Source organism: Microbacterium sp. 1.5R, assembly GCF_001889265.1.
Lineage (GTDB): Bacteria > Actinomycetota > Actinomycetes > Actinomycetales > Microbacteriaceae > Microbacterium.
This window is the reverse complement of sequence record NZ_CP018151.1, coordinates 1,428,210-1,446,022: the sequence shown is the minus strand read 5'-3', so window position 1 is coordinate 1,446,022 and position 17,813 is coordinate 1,428,210. Positions and strand designations below refer to the sequence as shown.

The window sequence follows — 17,813 nt, the reverse complement described above, 5'->3', positions numbered from 1 at the left end:
AGCGCGCAGTCCCCCGCACAGGAAGGCTCTCCCCATGCCCGGTATCCACTCCGACATCACCTCCGCTTTCGGCAACACTCCCCTGGTTCGTCTGAACCGGGTCACCGAGGGCCTCGGCGCGACAGTTCTCGCCAAGCTCGAGTTCTACAACCCGGCCTCGAGCGTCAAAGACCGGCTCGGCATCGCCATCGTCGACGCTGCGGAGGCCTCGGGCGAGCTGAAGCCCGGAGGCACGATCGTGGAGGCGACCAGCGGCAACACCGGTATCGCGCTGGCGATGGTCGGCGCCGCACGTGGGTACAAGGTGATCCTCACGATGCCCGCGTCGATGTCCAAGGAGCGGCGCCTCCTTCTCAAGGCGTTCGGCGCCGAACTCATCCTCACGGACCCCACGAAGGGCATGACGAACGCGATCGCCGAGGCGGAGGCGATCGCCGCCCGCACTCCGGGTGCCATTCTCGCGAAGCAGTTCGCCAACGAGGCGAACCCCGCGATCCACCGCCGCACGACGGCCGAGGAGATCCTCCGCGACACGGAGGGCTCCGTCGACTACCTCGTCGCCGGCATCGGCACGGGCGGAACCATCACGGGCGTCGGTCAGGTCCTGAAGGAGCGCGTCCCCGGCGTGAAGATCGTCGCCGTCGAACCCAAGGATTCGCCCATCCTCACCGAGGGACACCCCGGGCCGCATAAGATCCAGGGCATCGGACCGAACTTCGTGCCTCCCATCCTCGATCGTGATGTTCTCGACGAGGTCATCGACGTCACGTTCGACGATGCCATCCGTGTCGCGCGCGAGACCGCGAGCCGCGAGGGCATCCTCGTGGGCATGTCGAGCGGAGCCGCGATCTGGGCCGCTCTGCAGGTCGCCCAGCGCCCGGAGGCTGCGGGGAAGACGATCGTCGTCATCATCCCCTCGTTCGGCGAGCGTTACCTCTCGACCGCGCTCTACGAGGATCTGCGCGAGGCCTGAACTCCCGATGGACATGATCGGCCGAATGCGCGAGGACATCGCGGCAGCCCGACTTCGCGACCCCGCCGCGCGCAGCAGCGCCGAGGTGGCACTGCTGTATCCGGGGATGCACGCGATCTGGGCGCATCGGGTCTCGCACGCGCTGTGGCGCCGCCGGCTGCGGCTGCTCGCCCGTGCGACATCACAGGTGTCGCGATGGCTCACCGGGATCGAGATCCACCCCGGCGCGCGGATCGGTCGACGCTTCTTCATCGACCATGGCATGGGCGTGGTCATCGGCGAGACGGCAGAGGTCGGCGACGATGTGATGCTGTATCACGGGGTCACTCTCGGCGGCCGCACGCGTGACTCAGGCAAGCGGCATCCGACGCTCGGCGACGGCGTGGCCGTGGGAGCAGGCGCGAAGATCCTCGGACCGATCACGATCGGCGAGGGCTCCGTGGTCGGAGCGAATGCCGTGGTCACGCGCGACGCCCCGGCGGACAGCATCCTCGTCGGTGTGCCCGCCAAGCCCCGTGCACGGGTCATGGGCGAGGACACCCGAGCGGTGCTCACCGCACCCGACTACTCGATCTGACGCGCCCGCGCTCTCAGGCCGCCCCGCGGCGAGACCTCACCTTGTCGACCTTCTTGCGAAGGAAGATCAGTGGCAGCAGCACACTGCCGAGCGCCGTGATCAGCCAGACGATCACCGATCCGAGCAGCCAGCCCACGAGATCGACGATGCGCAGCCCGCCGATCGGCAGCAGGACGACGACCACGAGGGCGATGAGCGTCGAGAAGATGCCGATGCCGCCCATCAGGACCGGTGCATAGCGATCCGCGATCTTGCTGACCCATGGTGAGAGCACGCTCTGCAACACGGCGAAGATCAGGATGCAGAGCACGAACCCCCACCACTGGTCCCACTGGATCTGGAACCCCTCGAGCGCGAGGTCGGCCACGATGAGACCGAGACCGGCCGAGATGACGTACATCAGCGCGCGGAAGAGGAAGGTGATCACGCGCTGAGCCTATCGCTCTCACTGGGTGACGAAGAAGGGGATCGCGCCCGACAGGATGCCGACGGCGAGCATCACGAGCGACACGATCACCGCGCGCCACAGCACCTTCCTGTGGTGATCGCCCAGGTTGACGCTGGCGAGCGAGACGAGCAGCAGGATCGCCGGCACGAGCGGGCTCTGCAGGTGGACCGGCTGACCGATGATCGATGCCCTCGCCATCTCGACGGGGTCGATGCCGAACGTCGCCGCGCTCTGCGACAGCACCGGCAGGATGCCGAAGTAGAAGGCGTCGTTCGACATGAAGAACGTGAACGGGATCGACAGAACACCGGTGATGGGTGCGAGGAAGGGGCCGAGCGCAGGCGGAAGCACGTCGGTGATCCAGGTCGCCATCGCATCGACCATCCCGGTGCCGGTCAGGACGCCGACCAGGACTCCGGCCGCGATCACCATCGAGACGACACCGACGATGCTGGGCGCATGGGCCACGATCTCGGACGCCTGTTCCTTGATCCCTCGGAAGTTGACCAGCAGCGCGACGGCGGCACCGACCATGAACACATACGGGAGCGGCATGATGTCGAGAACGAGCAGCACCATGACGGCGACGGTGAGCGCGAGGTTGAACCAGATCAGTCGCGGCCTCAGCGTCGGGCGCGCGGGGTCGAGCATGGTGTCCGCCATGGCGGTGTCGGCCGGGTCGACGCTGGCCGCGGCGACGGGCCCTCGCCCACCGGCGACGACGACGATGTTGCCGGTGCGGAGCGCTGCACGGGCGCCGGGCTTCGGTCCGGCACCGCGGAAGATCTTCGGCACTGTAGACAGAGCACCGCCGTCGGAACCCGTGAGCAGCCCTTCGGAGTCGAGGCGCCCGAGTCGGCGGCGCTCCCCCAGCCCGAGCATCCAGGCGAAGCCCAGCGTCACGACGATGCCGACGCCGAGAGCCGGCAGCATGGGGACGAAGATGTCCGTCGGCTGCAGTCCCAGAGCGGTCGCCGCGCGCACCGTCGGCCCGCCCCAGGGAACGATGTTCAGAGTGCCGTTCATCAAGCCGGCGACGCACGTGAGGACGACCGGACTCATGCCGAGACGGAGGTAGATCGGCAGCATCGCCGACGTCGTGATGATGAACGTCGTCGAGCCGTCGCCGTCGAGCGAGACGGCTCCCGCGAGGATCGCGGTTCCCAGCACGACCTTCGCCGGGTCATCACCGAGAACACGCGTGATCACCCGGATCAGCGGATCGAACAGGCCGACGTCGATCATGATGCCGAAGAACATGATCGCGAACATCAGCAGCGCTGCGGTCGGGGCCATCGTGGCGATCGAATCGAGGATCATGTCGCCCATGCCGAGCCCCGCACCGGCGAACAGCCCGAACACGGTCGGCACGAGGATCAGCGCCACCATGGGCGTCAGTCGCTTCGTCATGATCAGCGTCATGAAGGCCAGCACCATGGTGAATCCCAGGAGGACCAGAACCCATTCGGGCGGCACGAACGCGAGGTCGTAGGTCGGCGCCTCTTCTGCGGCCGTGGACAGGCCGGTGAGTGCATCGAGCATGCTGTGACTCCTTCGTCGAAGCTCCGTCGACTGCGACGGATCCTGACGAGACTAGGCAATCCCTCCCCGCAGAGCGCGGTATGCCGCATTCTCGGATGTTGTGCGCGTAGCGTGGGTTCTGCGCATATTGCGCGGGAGCAGAGAAGGAAGGACCACGGTGTCGACGACGACGACGCGACCTCGGTTCGCGACCCGCACGCTGCTGCTGCATCTCGCCACGGTCGCCCTTGTCGTCGTGATGTGCACCGGCGTGTACCTCCTTCTCGCCGTGCAGCAGCTTCGCACCGAAGCCGAGTCCACCGCCCTCGGCATCGCCCGGACCCTCGCCGAGGACCCGCAGGTCCGCGACGAGGTCGCACGAATCTCGGCCGCCGAAGAGGCGCCGGACCCGGACGAGCTCAGGAAGGGCGAGCTCGCGCGCCTTGCAGCGGACGTCTCTGACCGCACCGGTGCACTGTTCGTCGTCATCGCCGATGAGGACGGCATCCGCCTCGCCCATCCGACCAGTTCACGCATCGGCCAGATGGTGAGCACACCCTTCGAGGAGGTGCTCGCCGGGAACGAGGTGGTCGACTGGCAGACCGGAACCCTCGGCGAGTCGGCTCGCGCCAAGGTCCCCGTGCTCGACGATGCGGGGATCCCCGTCGGCGAGGTCAGCGTCGGATTCGAGCGCACAGGCGTCTTCGATGACCTGCCTCCGCTGCTCGCGGTGATCGGCATTACCGCCGCCGGTGCCCTGGCGCTGGCTCTCCTCGCGTTCCTGCTGCTGCGCCGTCGCTGGGAGCGCCTGACGCTCGGCGTGCAGCCCGAGGAGCTCGTGGCGCTCGTGCAGAACCAGACAGCAGTGCTGAATGGCGTGGATGACGGCGTCCTGGCCGTCGACACGGCAGGGATCGTGCGGGTGAGCAATGATGCGGCCGATCGGATGCTCGGTCTCGACGCCGCTGTGGGACGACCGCTGGCGGAGCTCTCGCTGCCGACCGCCGTCGTCGAGACCGCGACGGGAGCGCCCACGACGTCGAGCACCGTCGTGGACAACCGCGTGCTCTACATCGATTCCCGTCCGGTGATCCGCGACGGCAGGCCGCTCGGACATGTGCTGATCATCCGTGACCGTACCGACCTCATCGCTCTGACGGAGCGACTGGAGACCGTGCAAGCCGTGACCGCCGCCCTGCGCGTGCAGCGTCACGAGTTCGCGAACCGGATGCACGTGGTCGCGGGGCTCATCGACGCAGCCAGGATCGACGATGCTCGGGGATTCCTCGATGAGCTCGTCGAGCGCGGCTCGGTCGCATTCCCCGTCGCCGGGCTCGACCTGCTCAGCGACCCGTTCCTGCACTCTTTCCTGGGCGCCAAGGGGATCGAGGCCGGTGAACGCGGCGTCTCCCTGCGCGTCGCGGACGAGAGCCAGCTGATCGGCAGCGTGGCAGAACCGGAGGACGTCGCCGCCGTCGTGGGCAACCTCGTCGACAACGCGGTGACCGCCGCCGTCGCCGGAGCGCGGACTCCCCGCTGGGTCGAGGTCGCGGTGCTCGGAGACGGCGACGCGCTCGTCGTCACGGTCGCAGACTCGGGACCGGGCCTCGCGGGGATCGACCCGATGGCTCCGAGTCAGCCGCGCGACGACGACACAGACCGCGTGCACGGCCGCGGGCTCGGCATCCCGTTGGCTCGAGACATCGCGCGACGCCGCGGCGGCGATCTCTGGATCATCGACGCAGGAGGCGAGGAGCACGGTGCCGTGTTCGCCGCTCGACTCGGTGGCGCCGTCACCGACACATCGACGACTGAGGAGAACCGATGAACGATCCCCTCCGGGTGCTGATCCTCGACGACGACTTCCGCGTCGGACGACTGCACCGGAGCATCATCGACGACCAGCCCGGATTCTCGGCACTGGAGCCCGTCCGCACCCTCGCCGAGGCACGGGACGGCATCCGCTCATCACGCCCTGACCTCCTCCTGGCGGACGTCTTCCTCCCGGACGGAGACGGCATCGCCCTCGTGCGCGAGAGCGGCGTGGACGCGATCCTCATCTCGGCCGCCGACGACGCGCCGACGATTCGACGCGCGCTCAGATCAGGCGCCGTCGGGTACCTGCTGAAGCCGTTCGATCGTCGGGCGCTGGTCGGTCTGCTCGAGCGCTACGCGCGGTACCGCAACCTGCTCGCCGGAGATCGCCCCCTTCGCCAGGAGGACACCGATCGCGCCCTGGCGATCCTCCACGGATCCGGAGAACCGGTGTCCGTCTCGCGATCCGCGACCGAGCAGCTGGTGCTCGCCGCTCTCGGCGACGGCGAGGCGTCGGCGGCAGAAGTCGGAGAGCGCGTCGGGATCTCCCGTGCCACCGCGCAGCGCCACCTCGCGGCTCTCGCTGCTCGGGCGGTCGTGGAGGTCCGCCTGCGCTACGGGGCGACCGGACGGCCGGAGCACCGGTACGCGGCCCGCTCCTGACCCGCGCCGCAGCTCAGCGGCGTCACCTCAGGAGTCGGAGCCCACCGCGGCGAGTCGAGCCTCTTCGTCGGCCTGGATCGCACTCTCGATGATCGGCTCGAGAGCGCCGTCCATCACCTGATCGAGGTTGTAGGCCTTGAATCCCGTGCGGTGGTCGGCGATGCGATTCTCGGGGAAGTTGTAGGTGCGGATGCGCTCGGACCGATCCATGCCGCGGATCTGCGACTTGCGTGCATCGGATGCCGCGGCATCCAGCTCCTCCTGCTGCTTCGCCAGCAGTCGCGCCCGGAGCACGCGCATCGCGGCCTCACGGTTCTGCAGCTGCGACTTCTCGTTCTGCATCGACACGACGATTCCACTGGGCACGTGTGTGATGCGCACGGCCGAGTCGGTCGTGTTGACGGACTGACCGCCCGGGCCCGAGGACCGGAAGACATCGATCTTCAGGTCGTTCTGATTGATCGCGATCTCGTCGGGCTCGTCGACCTCGGGGAACACCAGCACTCCGGTGGTCGAGGTGTGGATGCGCCCCTGCGACTCGGTCGCGGGCACGCGCTGCACGCGGTGCACGCCGCCTTCGTACTTCAGGTGCGCCCAGACGCCCTGGGCGGGGTCCGAGGACGATCCCTTGATCGCGACCTGGACGTCCTTGTAGCCGCCGAGATCGGATTCGTTGCGCTCGAGGAGCTCGGTCTTCCAGCCCTTGGAGGCTGCGTACTGGATGTACATGCGCAGCAGATCCGCGGCGAACAGCGCCGACTCGGCGCCGCCCTCCCCCGCCTTGATCTCCATGATGACGTCGCGCGCGTCATCGGGATCGCGTGGGATGAGCAGTCGGCGCAGCTTCTCCTGCGATGACTGCACCCCCTCTTCGAGGGTCGGGATCTCAGCGGCGAACGCCTCGTCCTCGCGGGCGAGCTCCCTCGCGGCGTCGAGGTCATCGGATGCCGCCGCCCACGCCTCATAGGCGGCGACGATCCGCGACAGCTCGGCGTAGCGACGGTTGACGCGCTTCGCCCGAGCAGCATCGGCGTGCACCGCCGGGTCGGAGAGCTCCTCCTGCACCCGGCGATGCTCGTCGATCAGAGTCTGGACGGACTCGAACACCCCGGCTCCGCTCAGCGGATGTTGTTGTCGTGTCCGTGCGCACCCGAGGGGAGCGTCGGAATCGACTTCTGCATCTGCACGAGGAACTCGACGTTCGAGTGGGTCTCCCTGAGCTTGCCCAGGACGACCTCGAGCGCCTGCTGCTGGTCGAGGCCTGCAAGGGCGCGACGCAGCTTCCAGGTGATCTTGACCTCGTCGGTCGACAGCAGCATCTCTTCGCGGCGGGTGCTCGACGCGTTGACGTCGACGGCCGGGAAGATGCGCTTGTCGGCGAGCTGGCGCGACAGGCGCAGTTCGCTGTTGCCGGTGCCCTTGAACTCCTCGAAGATCACCTCGTCCATCTTGGAGCCGGTCTCGACCAGCGCCGTGGCGAGGATCGTCAGGGATCCGCCGTTCTCGATGTTGCGCGCAGCACCGAAGAAGCGCTTGGGCGGGTACAGCGCCGAGGCGTCGACGCCACCCGAGAGCACCCGTCCGGATGCCGGAGCAGCGAGGTTGTACGCACGGCCGAGGCGGGTGATCGAGTCGAGCAGCACGACGACGTCGCGGCCCAGCTCGACGAGACGCTTGGCGCGCTCGATGGCGAGCTCGGCGACCGTGGTGTGGTCTTCTGCCGGACGGTCGAAGGTCGAGGCGATGACCTCGCCCTTCACCGTGCGCTCCATGTCGGTGACCTCTTCGGGACGCTCGTCGACGAGCACGACCATGAGGTGAACCTCGGGGTTGTTCTGCGCGATCGCGTTGGCGATCTGCTGCAGGACGATCGTCTTGCCGGCCTTGGGCGGCGCGACGATGAGGCCGCGCTGTCCCTTGCCGATCGGGGCCACGAGATCGATGATGCGCTGCGTGAGCTTCTCGGGCGCCGTCTCGAGGCGCAGACGCTCCTGCGGGTAGAGCGGCGTGAGCTTGCCGAACTCCACACGGGTCGCGGCGTCGTCGATCGACAGGCCGTTGATCGAGTCGACCTTCACCAGCGCGTTGTACTTCTGGCGGCCCTGCTGCTCGCCCTCGCGGGGCTGCTTGATCGAGCCGACGATCGCGTCGCCCTTGCGGAGGTTGTACTTCTTGACCTGTCCGAGCGACACGTAGACGTCGCTGGGGCCGGCGAGGTATCCGGTCGTGCGGACGAAGGCGTAGTTGTCGAGCACGTCGAGGATTCCGGCGATCGGGACGAGGACGTCGTCCTCGCCGATCTCGGTGTCGAACTCGTCCGTCGGCGCGCCGCCGCGGCGCTTGTTGCGCTGACGGTTGCGGCCGTTGCCGCCCTCGTCTTCGGCGGGTGCCGTCTGCGGCTGCTGCTGCTGGGGCTGCTGCTCGCCGCCCTGGCCGTTGCCGTTCTGGCCGCGTCCGCGGTTACGGCTGCGGTTGCGGTTGCGGCTGCGACCGCCCTGCTCTTCGCCGTCGCCGGAATCAGAGGAGGAGTCCGCCGCGGGTGCTGCCTCGGCCGGTGCGGCGTCAGCGGGCTTCTCGGCTGCGGGAGTCTCGGCCTCGGCAGCAGGCTTCTTCGCCGTGCGGCGTCCGCGACCGGTGGTCTTCTTCGGCTCGTCGGCAGAACCCGCCTCTGCGGAACCGGCGTCCGCGGAGCCGTTGGACTCTGCGGTCTTCGCTGCGGGAGCCTCGGTGGATTCGGCGGGTGCCGGCGCGGAGGCTGCAGGAGCCTCGGCGGTCGCCGCAGGAGACTCAGCGTTCTCTGCGTCAGCCTTCTTCGCACGGCTGCGGCGAGGGGCCTTCGCCTTGGGTGCCGCGTCGGCGGCGGGTGCCTCGGCTGCGGGAGCCTCGGTGGCCGGTGCGCTGTCGGTGGATGCTGCGGCCTTCTCGGCCTTCTCAGCCTTCGCGGCGGCGGTCGCGGTGCTCGCACGGCGCGGAGCGCGCTTGCGGGCCGGTGCGACCTCGGTCGCGGCGGTCGTCGCGGCGTCGGAGCTCGCGGCCTTCGCCGCAGCCTCGGCGGCGGGTGCCGCCTGGTCGTTCTGGGTCTCGGAGAAATTCTCCACGAGTACTCCCTCTTTGGTCTCGGGGACATGAGCGGCACGCGCACAACGGGTGCTGCGCGCGATCGCACGGGCTGACGCTCGGCGTCAGCCAGCCTCTGCACTGGGTTCTCGGAAAGAACGAGGTTCTCGGTGAGAGCAGTGCGACAGGGGTTTTGCGTGCGGGTCTTGCAGAGTTGCAATGGGGCCAGATTCACGCAGTTACGTGGAGCCCTCCGCTCGATTCCCCACTGTACCACCACGCACGTCGACCGCGAGCAGCAGCGCGTCCCACGGGGTGTCGGTCGTCGATTCCGCGAGTTCCACGGCGTCCTGACGACTTCCGGGGCCGTCTGCGAGAACCAGCACGCTGGGTCCGGCGCCGGACACCACGGCGGCGAAACCTGCCGCACGGAGCGTCTGGACGAGCCGCTGCGTCTCGGGCATCGCCTCGGCGCGGTAGTCCTGATGCAGTCGGTCGGCGGTCGCGTCGAGCAGCAGCTCCGGGCTCTGCATCAGCGCGGCGATGAGCAGCGCCGAACGCGAGACGTTGAAGACCGCATCGGCCGTCGACACCTGCGGCGGCTGCAGCGATCGCGCCTTCGACGTCGACATCGTGTACGACGGAACGAGCACGAGCGGCGAGACGCCGCGGTGCACGAGGAGCTTCTTGTGCTGAGGACCTCGTTCGCCGACCCAGGCGATCGTCAGACCGCCGAACAGCGCGGGAGCCACGTTGTCGGGGTGCCCTTCGATCTCGGTGGCGAGGCGCAGCATGTCGGCGTCATCGATCTCGACGTCGCCCTCGAGCAGGCCCTTCGCCGCGAGGATCCCCGCCGCGACCGCCGCGCCGGAGGACCCGAGTCCGCGCCCATGGGGCACCCCGTTCTCCGCGACGATGCGCAGGCCCGGGACGGCGCGATCGACGTCGGCGTACACGTGAGCGATCGTGCGGACGATCAGGTTCGAGTCGTCACGAGGGATCTCGCTCGCGCCGGAACCTGAGACCTCGATCTCGAGCTCGCCGGCGGCGAGCTCGGTCACGAGAAGCGTGTCGTAGACGCTGAGCGCGAGTCCGAGCGTGTCGAATCCGGGACCGAGGTTGGCGCTGGTCGCCGGCACGGTCACCTCGACCGTGCGCCCTGCCGCCATCGTCACTCGCCTTCCACGCGGAGCACCGAGACGACCCGCTCGACGACAGAGCTGGCGGCGAGTGCGTCGACCGTGGCGCTGAGCGCGGCGTCCGTGGCCCGGTGCGTGCCGATGACGAGACGAGCGGTGGGCTCGTCCTCTCCTTCGACCGTCTGCACCACGGTCGCGACGGAGACCGATCCGTCGCTGAGGATGCCGGCAACGGTCGCGAGCACACCGGGAGCGTCCGAGACCTCGAGGGTGATCTGGTAGCGGGTGGTGACATGACCGATCGGCACCACCGGGAGGTTGGCCCTGGTGGACTCCCCCACGCCGACGCCGCCGGCGATGTGGCGTCGAGCCGCCGACACGACGTCTCCGAGCACGGCGGATGCGGTCTGCACGCCACCGGCGCCTGCGCCGTAGAACATGAGCGAGCCCGCAGCCTCGGCCTCGACGAACACGGCGTTGTTGGCGCCGTGCACCGACGCGAGAGGGTGCGACGTCGGCACGAGGGCCGGGTAGACGCGCACCGAGATCGACTCGGTGCCGTTGGCCTCGATGCGCTCGCACACGGCGAGCAGCTTGATGACGAAGCCGGCTGCGCGCGCCTCATCGATCATCGACGCGGTGATGGTCGTGATGCCCTCGCGGTACACGGCGTCGAGCGGAACAGCCGTGTGGAAGGCGAGGCTCGCGAGGATCGCGGCCTTCTGCGCGGCGTCGTATCCCTCGACGTCGGCGGTCGGGTCGGCCTCGGCGTATCCGAGACGCTGCGCGTCGGCGAGCACATCGGCGAAGTCGGCGCCCTCGGTGTCCATGCGGTCGAGGATGTAGTTGGTCGTGCCGTTCACGATTCCCATGATGCGCACCACGCGGTCACCGGCGAGAGAGTCGCGCAGCGGGCGGATGATCGGGATGGCACCGGCGGCGGCGGCCTCATAGTAGACGGATGCGCCCACGCGGTCGGCCGCTTCGAAGAGCTCGGGGCCGTGAGTGGCCAGCAGCGCCTTGTTGGCGGTCACGACGTCGGCACCGGAGCCGATCGCCTGCAGGATGCTCGTGCGGGCGGGCTCGATGCCGCCGATCAGCTCGATCACGATGTCGGAGCCGAGGATCAGCGATTCGGCATCGGTCGTGAACAGCTCTTTCGGCAGATCGGTCTCGCGCGGCGCATCGAGGTTGCGCACCGCGATGCCGGCCAGCTCCAGCGTGGCACCCGCCCGGTCGGCGAGCTCATCGCCGTGGCGCAGCAGCAGGGCGGCCACCTGGGAGCCGACCGCTCCGGCGCCGAGCAGCGCCACCCGAAGTCGTCGATACTCAGTCGTCATTGCATCTCTCCTTAGGAGGGTGGTTCAGTCGTGCTTCGTCGGGGACCGCGTCGTTCGTCGCGCGGATCACCCGTGGCTCTCGGGGGCCGCGACACCGACGTCGCGAGACAGCACGTCGGCGATCGTCTCACCGCGGACGATGACCGCCGATCGGCCGTCGCTCACAGCGACGATCGGAGGGCGAGGGACATGGTTGTAATTGCTCGCGAGCGGCGCACAGTACGCACCGGTCGAGGGGACCGCGAGCAGATCGCCGGGAGAGACGTCGGCCGGAAGGTACTCATGGTCGACGACGATGTCGCCGGACTCGCAGTGCTTGCCCACGACCCTGCTGAGCTGCGGCGAGCCGATGCCGATCCGGGAGGCGAGTCGAGCCGAGAACTGCGCGTCGTACAGCGCCGTCCTGGCGTTGTCGCTCATTCCGCCGTCGACGCTGATGTAGCGCCGGGTCGCGCCCGAATCGAGCGCGACGTCCTTGGTCGTCCCGACCTCGTAGAGCGTCACTCCGGCAGTGCCGACGATGGCCCTGCCCGGCTCGAACGACAGCGCGGGCACGGCGATGCCTCGCGCGGCGCAGCCTTCGGCGACGGCGGCGACGATCTCGCCCGCGAGGGTCTCGATCGGCGTCGGGTCGTCGACGCTCGTGTAGGCGATTCCGAACCCTCCGCCGAGGTTGAGCTGCGGAACCGGTCCACCCTCGAGGAGAGTCGCGTGGAGCTCGAGCACGCGCGACGCCGACTCGCGGAAGCCCGCGACACCGAAGATCTGCGATCCGATGTGGCAGTGAAGGCCGGCGAACTCGATTCCCGGAATCTCCCTGATGCGGGCGACGGCCTGCACGGCCTCGGGCAGCGGGAAGCCGAACTTCTGGTCTTCGTGGGCCGTCGCGAGGAAGTCGTGCGTCTCGGCGTGCACGCCGCTGATGACCCGCACCAGCACCCGCTGCACAGCGCCGGTCCTGGCGGTGATGGCCGCGAGACGCTCGATCTCGATCGCGCTGTCGACGATGATCGTGCCGATGCCCACCTCGACCGCGCGCTCGAGCTCGGCGACCGACTTGTTGTTCCCGTGGAACCCCAGCGACGACGGAGAGACGCCGGCCGCGAGTGCGACCTCGAGTTCACCACCGGTGCACACGTCGACGTTGAGTCCCTCTTCGGTCACCCAGCGCGCGATCGTCGTGGTCAGCAGCGCCTTGCCGGCGTAATACACCCGCGCGGTCGTGCCGTGGGCGGCGGCGGCCGCGTCGAAGGACGAGCGGAAGGCGCGGGCCCGAGATCGCACCTCGTCCTCGTCGATCACGAGCAGCGGCGTGCCGTACGACTCCGCGAGATCGGCGGCGGAGATCCCCGCGAGCCGCAGCGCTCCGTCGTCACCGCGGACGGCGGACGCCGGCCACACGGCGGTGGGAAGATCATTCGCGTCGTCGGGCACGACGAGCCATTCCGGGGCGAGCGAGTCGGCAGGGGAAAGCAAGGAACACCAATCGTGGGACGGGTCTCGGGCGGATGCGCGCACTGCGAGGTTGCCCCCGATTCTAGGGCACCGTGCATGCCGCATCAGTCATGGTGACGCCCGGCGTCAACCCCCTGCGGACACATCCCACCGACTCCTAAGGTGGTGGAGATGAGCACCGAATCCGCAGCACCCGATGCCCGACGCCCCGGCCTGATCGCGCGCGTCAGCGCGTCGGCGATCCGCTGGGCTCTGACACGGCGCCCGGTCCGCGCGTTCCTGCTCTACTCCGAGCGGCGGGGCCCGATGCTCGCCGACAGCGTGACATACCGCGCTCTGTTCAGCGTCTTCGCCGCCGTGCTCCTGGGGTTCTCGATCGCCGCTCTCTGGCTCGCCGGCAATCCCGACGCCTGGAACGCGATCGTCTCCGCCGTGCAGTCCGTGGTGCCCGGTCTCATCGGCGAAGACGGCGTCGTCAATCCCGACGATCTCAAGGAGCCGATATCGCTCTCCGTCGCGGGCGCCATCTCGACGGTCGCGCTGATCGGCTCGGCGCTCGGCGCCGTCGGATCGCTGCGCACCGCGGTGCGCGTCCTCGCCGGAACCGCGCATGCCGACGTGCTGTTCATCTGGGTCATGCTCCGCAACCTGCTGCTCGCGGCCGGCGTCGCCGTGCTGTTCGTCGCCGCAGCGGCCGTCACATTCGCCGGTCGGCTCGGGATCACCTGGATCAGCGGTCTGCTCGGCATTCCCGAGGATTCGCCCGCGGCATCCTGGAGCATCCGGATCGTCTCCCTGGTCGTCGTGCTGGCACTCGACACGGTGCTCATCGCCGGGGTGTTCCGCCTGCTCTCCGGGCTGCGCCCCGCAGGCCGTTCACTCTGGATCGGGTCCCTCATCGGCGGAGTCGGGCTGCTCGTGCTGCAGGAGCTGTCCGGCCTGTTCATCGGCGGCGCGACGAGCAACCCCCTCCTCGCCTCCTTCGCCACTCTGCTGGCGCTGCTCATCTGGCTCAACCTGTCGACCCAGGTCATCCTGATCGCGTGCGCCTACATCGTCACGTCGGAGGAGGAACGCAAGGACCGGGTGCACGCGCGGTTCGGCGCGACGACCTTCCCCCAGCGACGTGTGCAGCGCGCCGAAGCGGAGGTCGCGCTGGCGACGTCCGAGCTTCGGGAGGCGCAGAAGGCCGAGCGCGAGGCCCGTCTCGGAACCGACGAGGACTGAGCCCGTCTCAGGGGCAGGTGCCCTTCTCGAGCAGGGTCTGATCGGTCGCGATCGCACCGTCGACGTCGACGGTGATCACAGCCTCCGATTCGTCGATCTGGAGGCCCGTGAGGGTGATGCCGGCGGGAAGCTGGTCCGCGATGCAGATGCGCTGCGTCTGGGTGAGCTGCTCCCCCAGAGCACCGAGACTCGAGCCGACCTGATCCGCGTCGACCTCGAGTCCGCCGACGGTGAGGCCGACAGGGGTGAGCTCGAGATCTCCCTCGGCCACCCCCGGGGTCACCGTGAGCGATACCGGGATGGCGAGGCCGAGAACGCTCACCGAACCCGCGACCGTCGCGTTCGGCGATTCGAGCGTGACCGTGTCGATCGGCAGCTCGGTATTCGAGAGCAGGGACGTGAACTGGGACTCGTCGATGCGGATCGTGCCGGATGCGGATGCGAGGTCACCGCCGCGCAGCGGCACGCCCGTGGCGGTGACGTCGACGGCGCCCGTGATCCCCTCCAGCGTGACCGAGTCGGTCGAGAGATGCAGGGTGTCCAGCGTTCCGCCGATCAGCTGCGGGATCAGGATGCCGTCGGCTTCGACGGCGAGCTTCTGGTCGGCCGGCAGGTCGAGCTGCTCGATCACCATGCCCCGGACGATACCGGGCAGGACAGCGCGCGCGATGAGCTCCGCAGCGACGGCGAGAACAGCGAGAACGACCACGACGATCAGCAGCACCCAGGGCCAGCGCTTGCGCGCGCGCTTCGGCGGTGTGGCACCGGCATCCCCGCCGTCCTTCCCACCCGGGATCACGAGCGTCGGATGCTCGGAATCCGCGGACGGGTAAGGAAGGGTGTGGTTCTCGTCGCTCATGCTGCCATCCTGCCCTACGGCACGGACGACAGCAGAGGTCACATGCGCTCGGGAGCGGACACGCCGAGCAGGTCGAGGCCGTTGCGGAAGACCTGCCCTGCGGCGTCATTGAGCCACAGACGCGTGCGGTGCACGGTCTCGATGGGGTCGTCGCCCTGCGGGATCACGCGGCAGTTGTCGTACCAGCGGTGGTACAGGCCGGCGAGCTCCTCGAGGTAGCGCGCGACGCGGTGCGGCTCGCGCACCTCGGCCGCGAACGCCACGATGCGCGGGAACTCCTGCAGAGCGCCGAGCAGAGCGCTCTCGGTCTCATGCGTGAGCGTCTCGGGCGCGAACTCCGAGCGATCCACACCCGAATCGGCGGCATTGCGGGCCACGTTGTGCGTGCGGGCATGCGCGTACTGCACGTAGAACACCGGGTTGTCGTTCGTGCGCTTCTGCAGCAGCTCAGGATCGAGAGCGAGCGGCGAGTCAGCAGGCGAGCGCTCGAGCGAGTAGCGCAGCGCATCGGTGCCGAGCCATTCGCGCAGATCGTCCATCTCGATGATGTTGCCCGCACGCTTGCTCAGCCGCGCTCCCCCGACCGAGACCAGCTGACCGATCAGCACCTCGACGTTCTTCTCGGGGTCTTCCCCGGCGGCGCCGGCGATCGCCTTGAGGCGGTGGACGTAGCCGTGGTGGTCGGCTCCGAGAAGGTACAGCTTGTACTCGAAGCCGCGGTCACCCTTGTTCAGGTAGTACGCGGCGTCGGCGGCGAAGTACGTGTACTCGCCGTTGGAGCGACGGATCACGCGATCCTTGTCGTCACCGAAGTCGGTGGTGCGCACCCAGACTGCACCCTCGTCGTCGAACACGTGTCCCTGCTCGCGCAGGCGGTCGACGGCGCGATCGACGAAGCTGACGCCGTCCGCGTCCTTGGCGTGCAGCGTGCGCTCCGAGAACCACACGTCGAAGTCGACGTTGAACTTCGAGAGCGACTGCTTCTGCTCCTCCAGCTGGAAACCGTAGGCGAGCTCCCGCGCGACGACCACCTGCTCGTCACCGGAGAGCTCGAGCAGGTCCGGACGCGCCTCGAGAACACGAGCGGCCAGATCGCCGATGTAGCTGCCGGCGTACCCGCCCTCGGGAGTTGGTTCGCCCTTGACTGCGGCCAGCACCGAATTCGCGAAGCGCTCCATCTGCACTCCGGCATCGTTGATGTAGTACTCCCTCGCGACCTTCGCGCCGGAGGCCGCGAGCACCCGGGCGATCGCATCGCCGAGCGCCGCCCAGCGAGTGTGGCCGATGTGCAGCGGCCCGGTCGGGTTCGCGCTCACGAACTCGATGTTGATGCTGTGACCGGCCTGCGTGTCGTTGCGCCCGTACTCGGCGCCGGCTTCGACGATGAGCTTCGCCAGCGCGCCGGCGGCAGCCGCGTCGAGGCGGATGTTGATGAAGCCCGGCCCTGCGACCTCGGCGGTCTGCACGCCATCCACCTGCGCGAGGCCGTCGGCGATCTGCTGCGCCAGCTCGCGCGGGTTCGTGCCGAACGGCTTCGCCAGGCGCATCGCGATGTTCGAGGCCCAGTCGCCGTGGTCGCGGTTGCGCGGACGTTCGAACACGATGTCCGACGCGGACAGCGAGAACGGCTCGCCAGGACGTCGTTCCTCGGCGATCGGTGCGAGGACGGCGAGGAGGGCTGTGGCGAGCGATTCAGGGTTCATAGGCCTCCCAGTTTACGGCGCGTCACGCGCCCGAATTTGCGAGGGCGGATTCGTGATCTACAGTCATGCCATGAAGGCCGCATCCGCCCGCTATCGTCTGCCCGTCGCGGGCCTCGCCGTCGCAGTGATCCTGGCGGTCGCGGCAGTCGTCCTCGGCGTGTGGCGGCCCTGGGTTCCCATGCCGTCTTCGGCACCCGTCGGTGCTGCGGCGGCAGCGGACGAATCGGTCGCGATCGCGCCGGTTCCCCTTCTTCTTCCGGAGCATCCGACCGTTCTCGTGTTCGGCGACTCCTGGACCTACGGCTCGGCCGCGACCGAGCCGACCCTCGGATACGCCTATCAGCTCGCCGACCTGATCGGCGGACGGACGATCGTCGACGGAGTCCGCGGCAGCGGTTACCTCAAGCCCGGACTCGATGGCCCGGCCTTCGGTGTGCGCATCGCCGCTCTGGACCCGACACTCACCCCCGACCTGATCATCCTCCAGGGGTCGATCAACGACCGGGCGCAGGGCGAGGCCGGATACCGCGAGGCCGTCACCGCTGCGTGGGATGCGATGGCGGCGAAGTATCCGGAGGCGTCGATCGTCATTCTGGGGCCGGCGCCGCACGAACTTCCCGTGGGCGCTGAGACCGCGCGCATCGACGCCGATCTCGGTGAACTCGCCGCCGCTCGCGGATGGTGGTACATCTCCCCCGTCGCACAGAACTGGATCACCGACCAGAACTACCTGTCGGTCATCGACGTCGAGATCGGCCGCAAGCATCCGTCGACCGACGGCCACCGCTACCTCGCCGAGAAGCTGGCCGCAGCGCTCGGCGAACTGGGCGACGCGCCGGTGACCGAGGCCGGTGGGTCGGAGACCACTCCCGAGCAGTGATATTGTCGATCGGTACGCCTCCGTAGCTCAGTGGATAGAGCGCCGGTTTCCGGTACCGTAGGTCGCAGGTTCGACTCCTGTCGGGGGCACACACGGGTCACGCGCTGCATGAATGAGAATTCGCACGCGGAGCCGAGATATCGAGAAAGGCCGCCT

Annotated in this window: 15 protein-coding genes and 1 tRNA gene; 7 read left to right on the top strand and 9 right to left on the bottom strand. The window is 68.7% G+C overall.

Translation table 11 applies throughout. The features are described from left to right. Positions 1-34 precede the first annotated feature (34 nt). Both cysK and epsC read left to right on the top strand, forming a co-directional pair. Complete coding sequence (gene cysK / locus BMW26_RS06725; RefSeq protein ID WP_053095753.1) at positions 35-973, top strand: cysteine synthase A; 939 nt, start codon at positions 35-37, stop codon at positions 971-973. A 7-nt stretch (positions 974-980) separates the two neighbouring features. After that, positions 981-1,550: a serine O-acetyltransferase EpsC gene (gene epsC, locus BMW26_RS06720; protein WP_072591111.1), complete on the top strand. Its 570-nt coding sequence runs from the start codon at positions 981-983 to the stop codon at positions 1,548-1,550. A 13-nt stretch (positions 1,551-1,563) separates the two neighbouring features. Here epsC and BMW26_RS06715 read toward each other — a convergent pair whose 3' ends face one another. Both BMW26_RS06715 and BMW26_RS06710 read right to left on the bottom strand, forming a co-directional pair. Beyond that, complete coding sequence (locus BMW26_RS06715) at positions 1,564-1,977, bottom strand: hypothetical protein (RefSeq protein ID WP_053095751.1); 414 nt, start codon at positions 1,975-1,977, stop codon at positions 1,564-1,566. Positions 1,978-1,995: 18 nt separating this feature from the next. Next, entirely contained in the window at positions 1,996-3,540 is a 1,545-nt protein-coding gene (locus BMW26_RS06710) for a CitMHS family transporter (protein ID WP_072591110.1), read from the bottom strand. A 157-nt stretch (positions 3,541-3,697) separates the two neighbouring features. Between BMW26_RS06710 and BMW26_RS06705 the strand changes: the two genes are divergently transcribed. Next, on the top strand, positions 3,698-5,347 hold the full coding sequence (locus BMW26_RS06705) for a sensor histidine kinase (protein ID WP_332257684.1): 1,650 nt from the start codon (positions 3,698-3,700) through the stop codon (positions 5,345-5,347). Continuing rightward, positions 5,344-5,997 (top strand): response regulator, encoded by a 654-nt coding sequence (locus BMW26_RS06700; protein ID WP_072591109.1) that lies wholly within the window; start codon positions 5,344-5,346, stop codon positions 5,995-5,997. The genes BMW26_RS06705 and BMW26_RS06700 overlap by 4 nt, the downstream gene beginning before the upstream one ends. A gap of 27 nt (positions 5,998-6,024) precedes the next feature. Here the strand turns inward: BMW26_RS06700 and prfA are convergent, their stop codons facing one another. The 5 genes from prfA to lysA form a co-directional block, all read right to left on the bottom strand. Then, positions 6,025-7,104 carry a peptide chain release factor 1 gene (gene prfA / locus BMW26_RS06695; RefSeq protein WP_056278381.1) on the bottom strand — a complete coding sequence of 360 codons (1,080 nt, stop codon included), beginning with the start codon at positions 7,102-7,104 and terminating at the stop codon, positions 6,025-6,027. An 11-nt stretch (positions 7,105-7,115) separates the two neighbouring features. After that, entirely contained in the window at positions 7,116-9,095 is a 1,980-nt protein-coding gene (gene rho / locus BMW26_RS06690) for a transcription termination factor Rho (protein ID WP_232224540.1), read from the bottom strand. Between the two features lie 198 nt (positions 9,096-9,293). Next, entirely contained in the window at positions 9,294-10,223 is a 930-nt protein-coding gene (thrB, locus tag BMW26_RS06685) for a homoserine kinase (protein WP_072591107.1), read from the bottom strand. 2 nt (positions 10,224-10,225) lie between these two features. After that, positions 10,226-11,533, bottom strand: a complete 1,308-nt coding sequence (locus tag BMW26_RS06680) for a homoserine dehydrogenase (protein ID WP_053095745.1) — start codon at positions 11,531-11,533, stop codon at positions 10,226-10,228. Between the two features lie 66 nt (positions 11,534-11,599). Next, entirely contained in the window at positions 11,600-13,009 is a 1,410-nt protein-coding gene (gene lysA, locus BMW26_RS06675) for a diaminopimelate decarboxylase (RefSeq protein WP_072591106.1), read from the bottom strand. A 150-nt stretch (positions 13,010-13,159) separates the two neighbouring features. Here lysA and BMW26_RS06670 point away from each other — a divergent pair, with 150 nt between their 5' ends. Then, entirely contained in the window at positions 13,160-14,215 is a 1,056-nt protein-coding gene (locus BMW26_RS06670; RefSeq protein ID WP_072591105.1) for a YihY/virulence factor BrkB family protein, read from the top strand. A gap of 7 nt (positions 14,216-14,222) precedes the next feature. On the opposite strand, the gene BMW26_RS06665 is transcribed toward BMW26_RS06670, so the two are convergent. Together BMW26_RS06665 and argS are read right to left on the bottom strand one after the other, a co-directional pair. Next, a complete protein-coding gene (locus BMW26_RS06665) occupies positions 14,223-15,074 on the bottom strand; it encodes a DUF2993 domain-containing protein (RefSeq protein WP_072591104.1) in 852 nt (283 codons plus the stop codon). A gap of 38 nt (positions 15,075-15,112) precedes the next feature. Next, positions 15,113-16,777 (bottom strand): arginine--tRNA ligase, encoded by a 1,665-nt coding sequence (gene argS, locus BMW26_RS06660; protein ID WP_072591103.1) that lies wholly within the window; start codon positions 16,775-16,777, stop codon positions 15,113-15,115. 70 nt (positions 16,778-16,847) lie between these two features. Here argS and BMW26_RS06655 point away from each other — a divergent pair, with 70 nt between their 5' ends. Beyond that, entirely contained in the window at positions 16,848-17,657 is an 810-nt protein-coding gene (locus BMW26_RS06655) for an SGNH/GDSL hydrolase family protein (protein WP_232224539.1), read from the top strand. Positions 17,658-17,673: 16 nt separating this feature from the next. Continuing rightward, positions 17,674-17,746, top strand: a tRNA-Arg gene (locus BMW26_RS06650). The last annotated feature ends 67 nt before the right edge of the window (positions 17,747-17,813 follow it).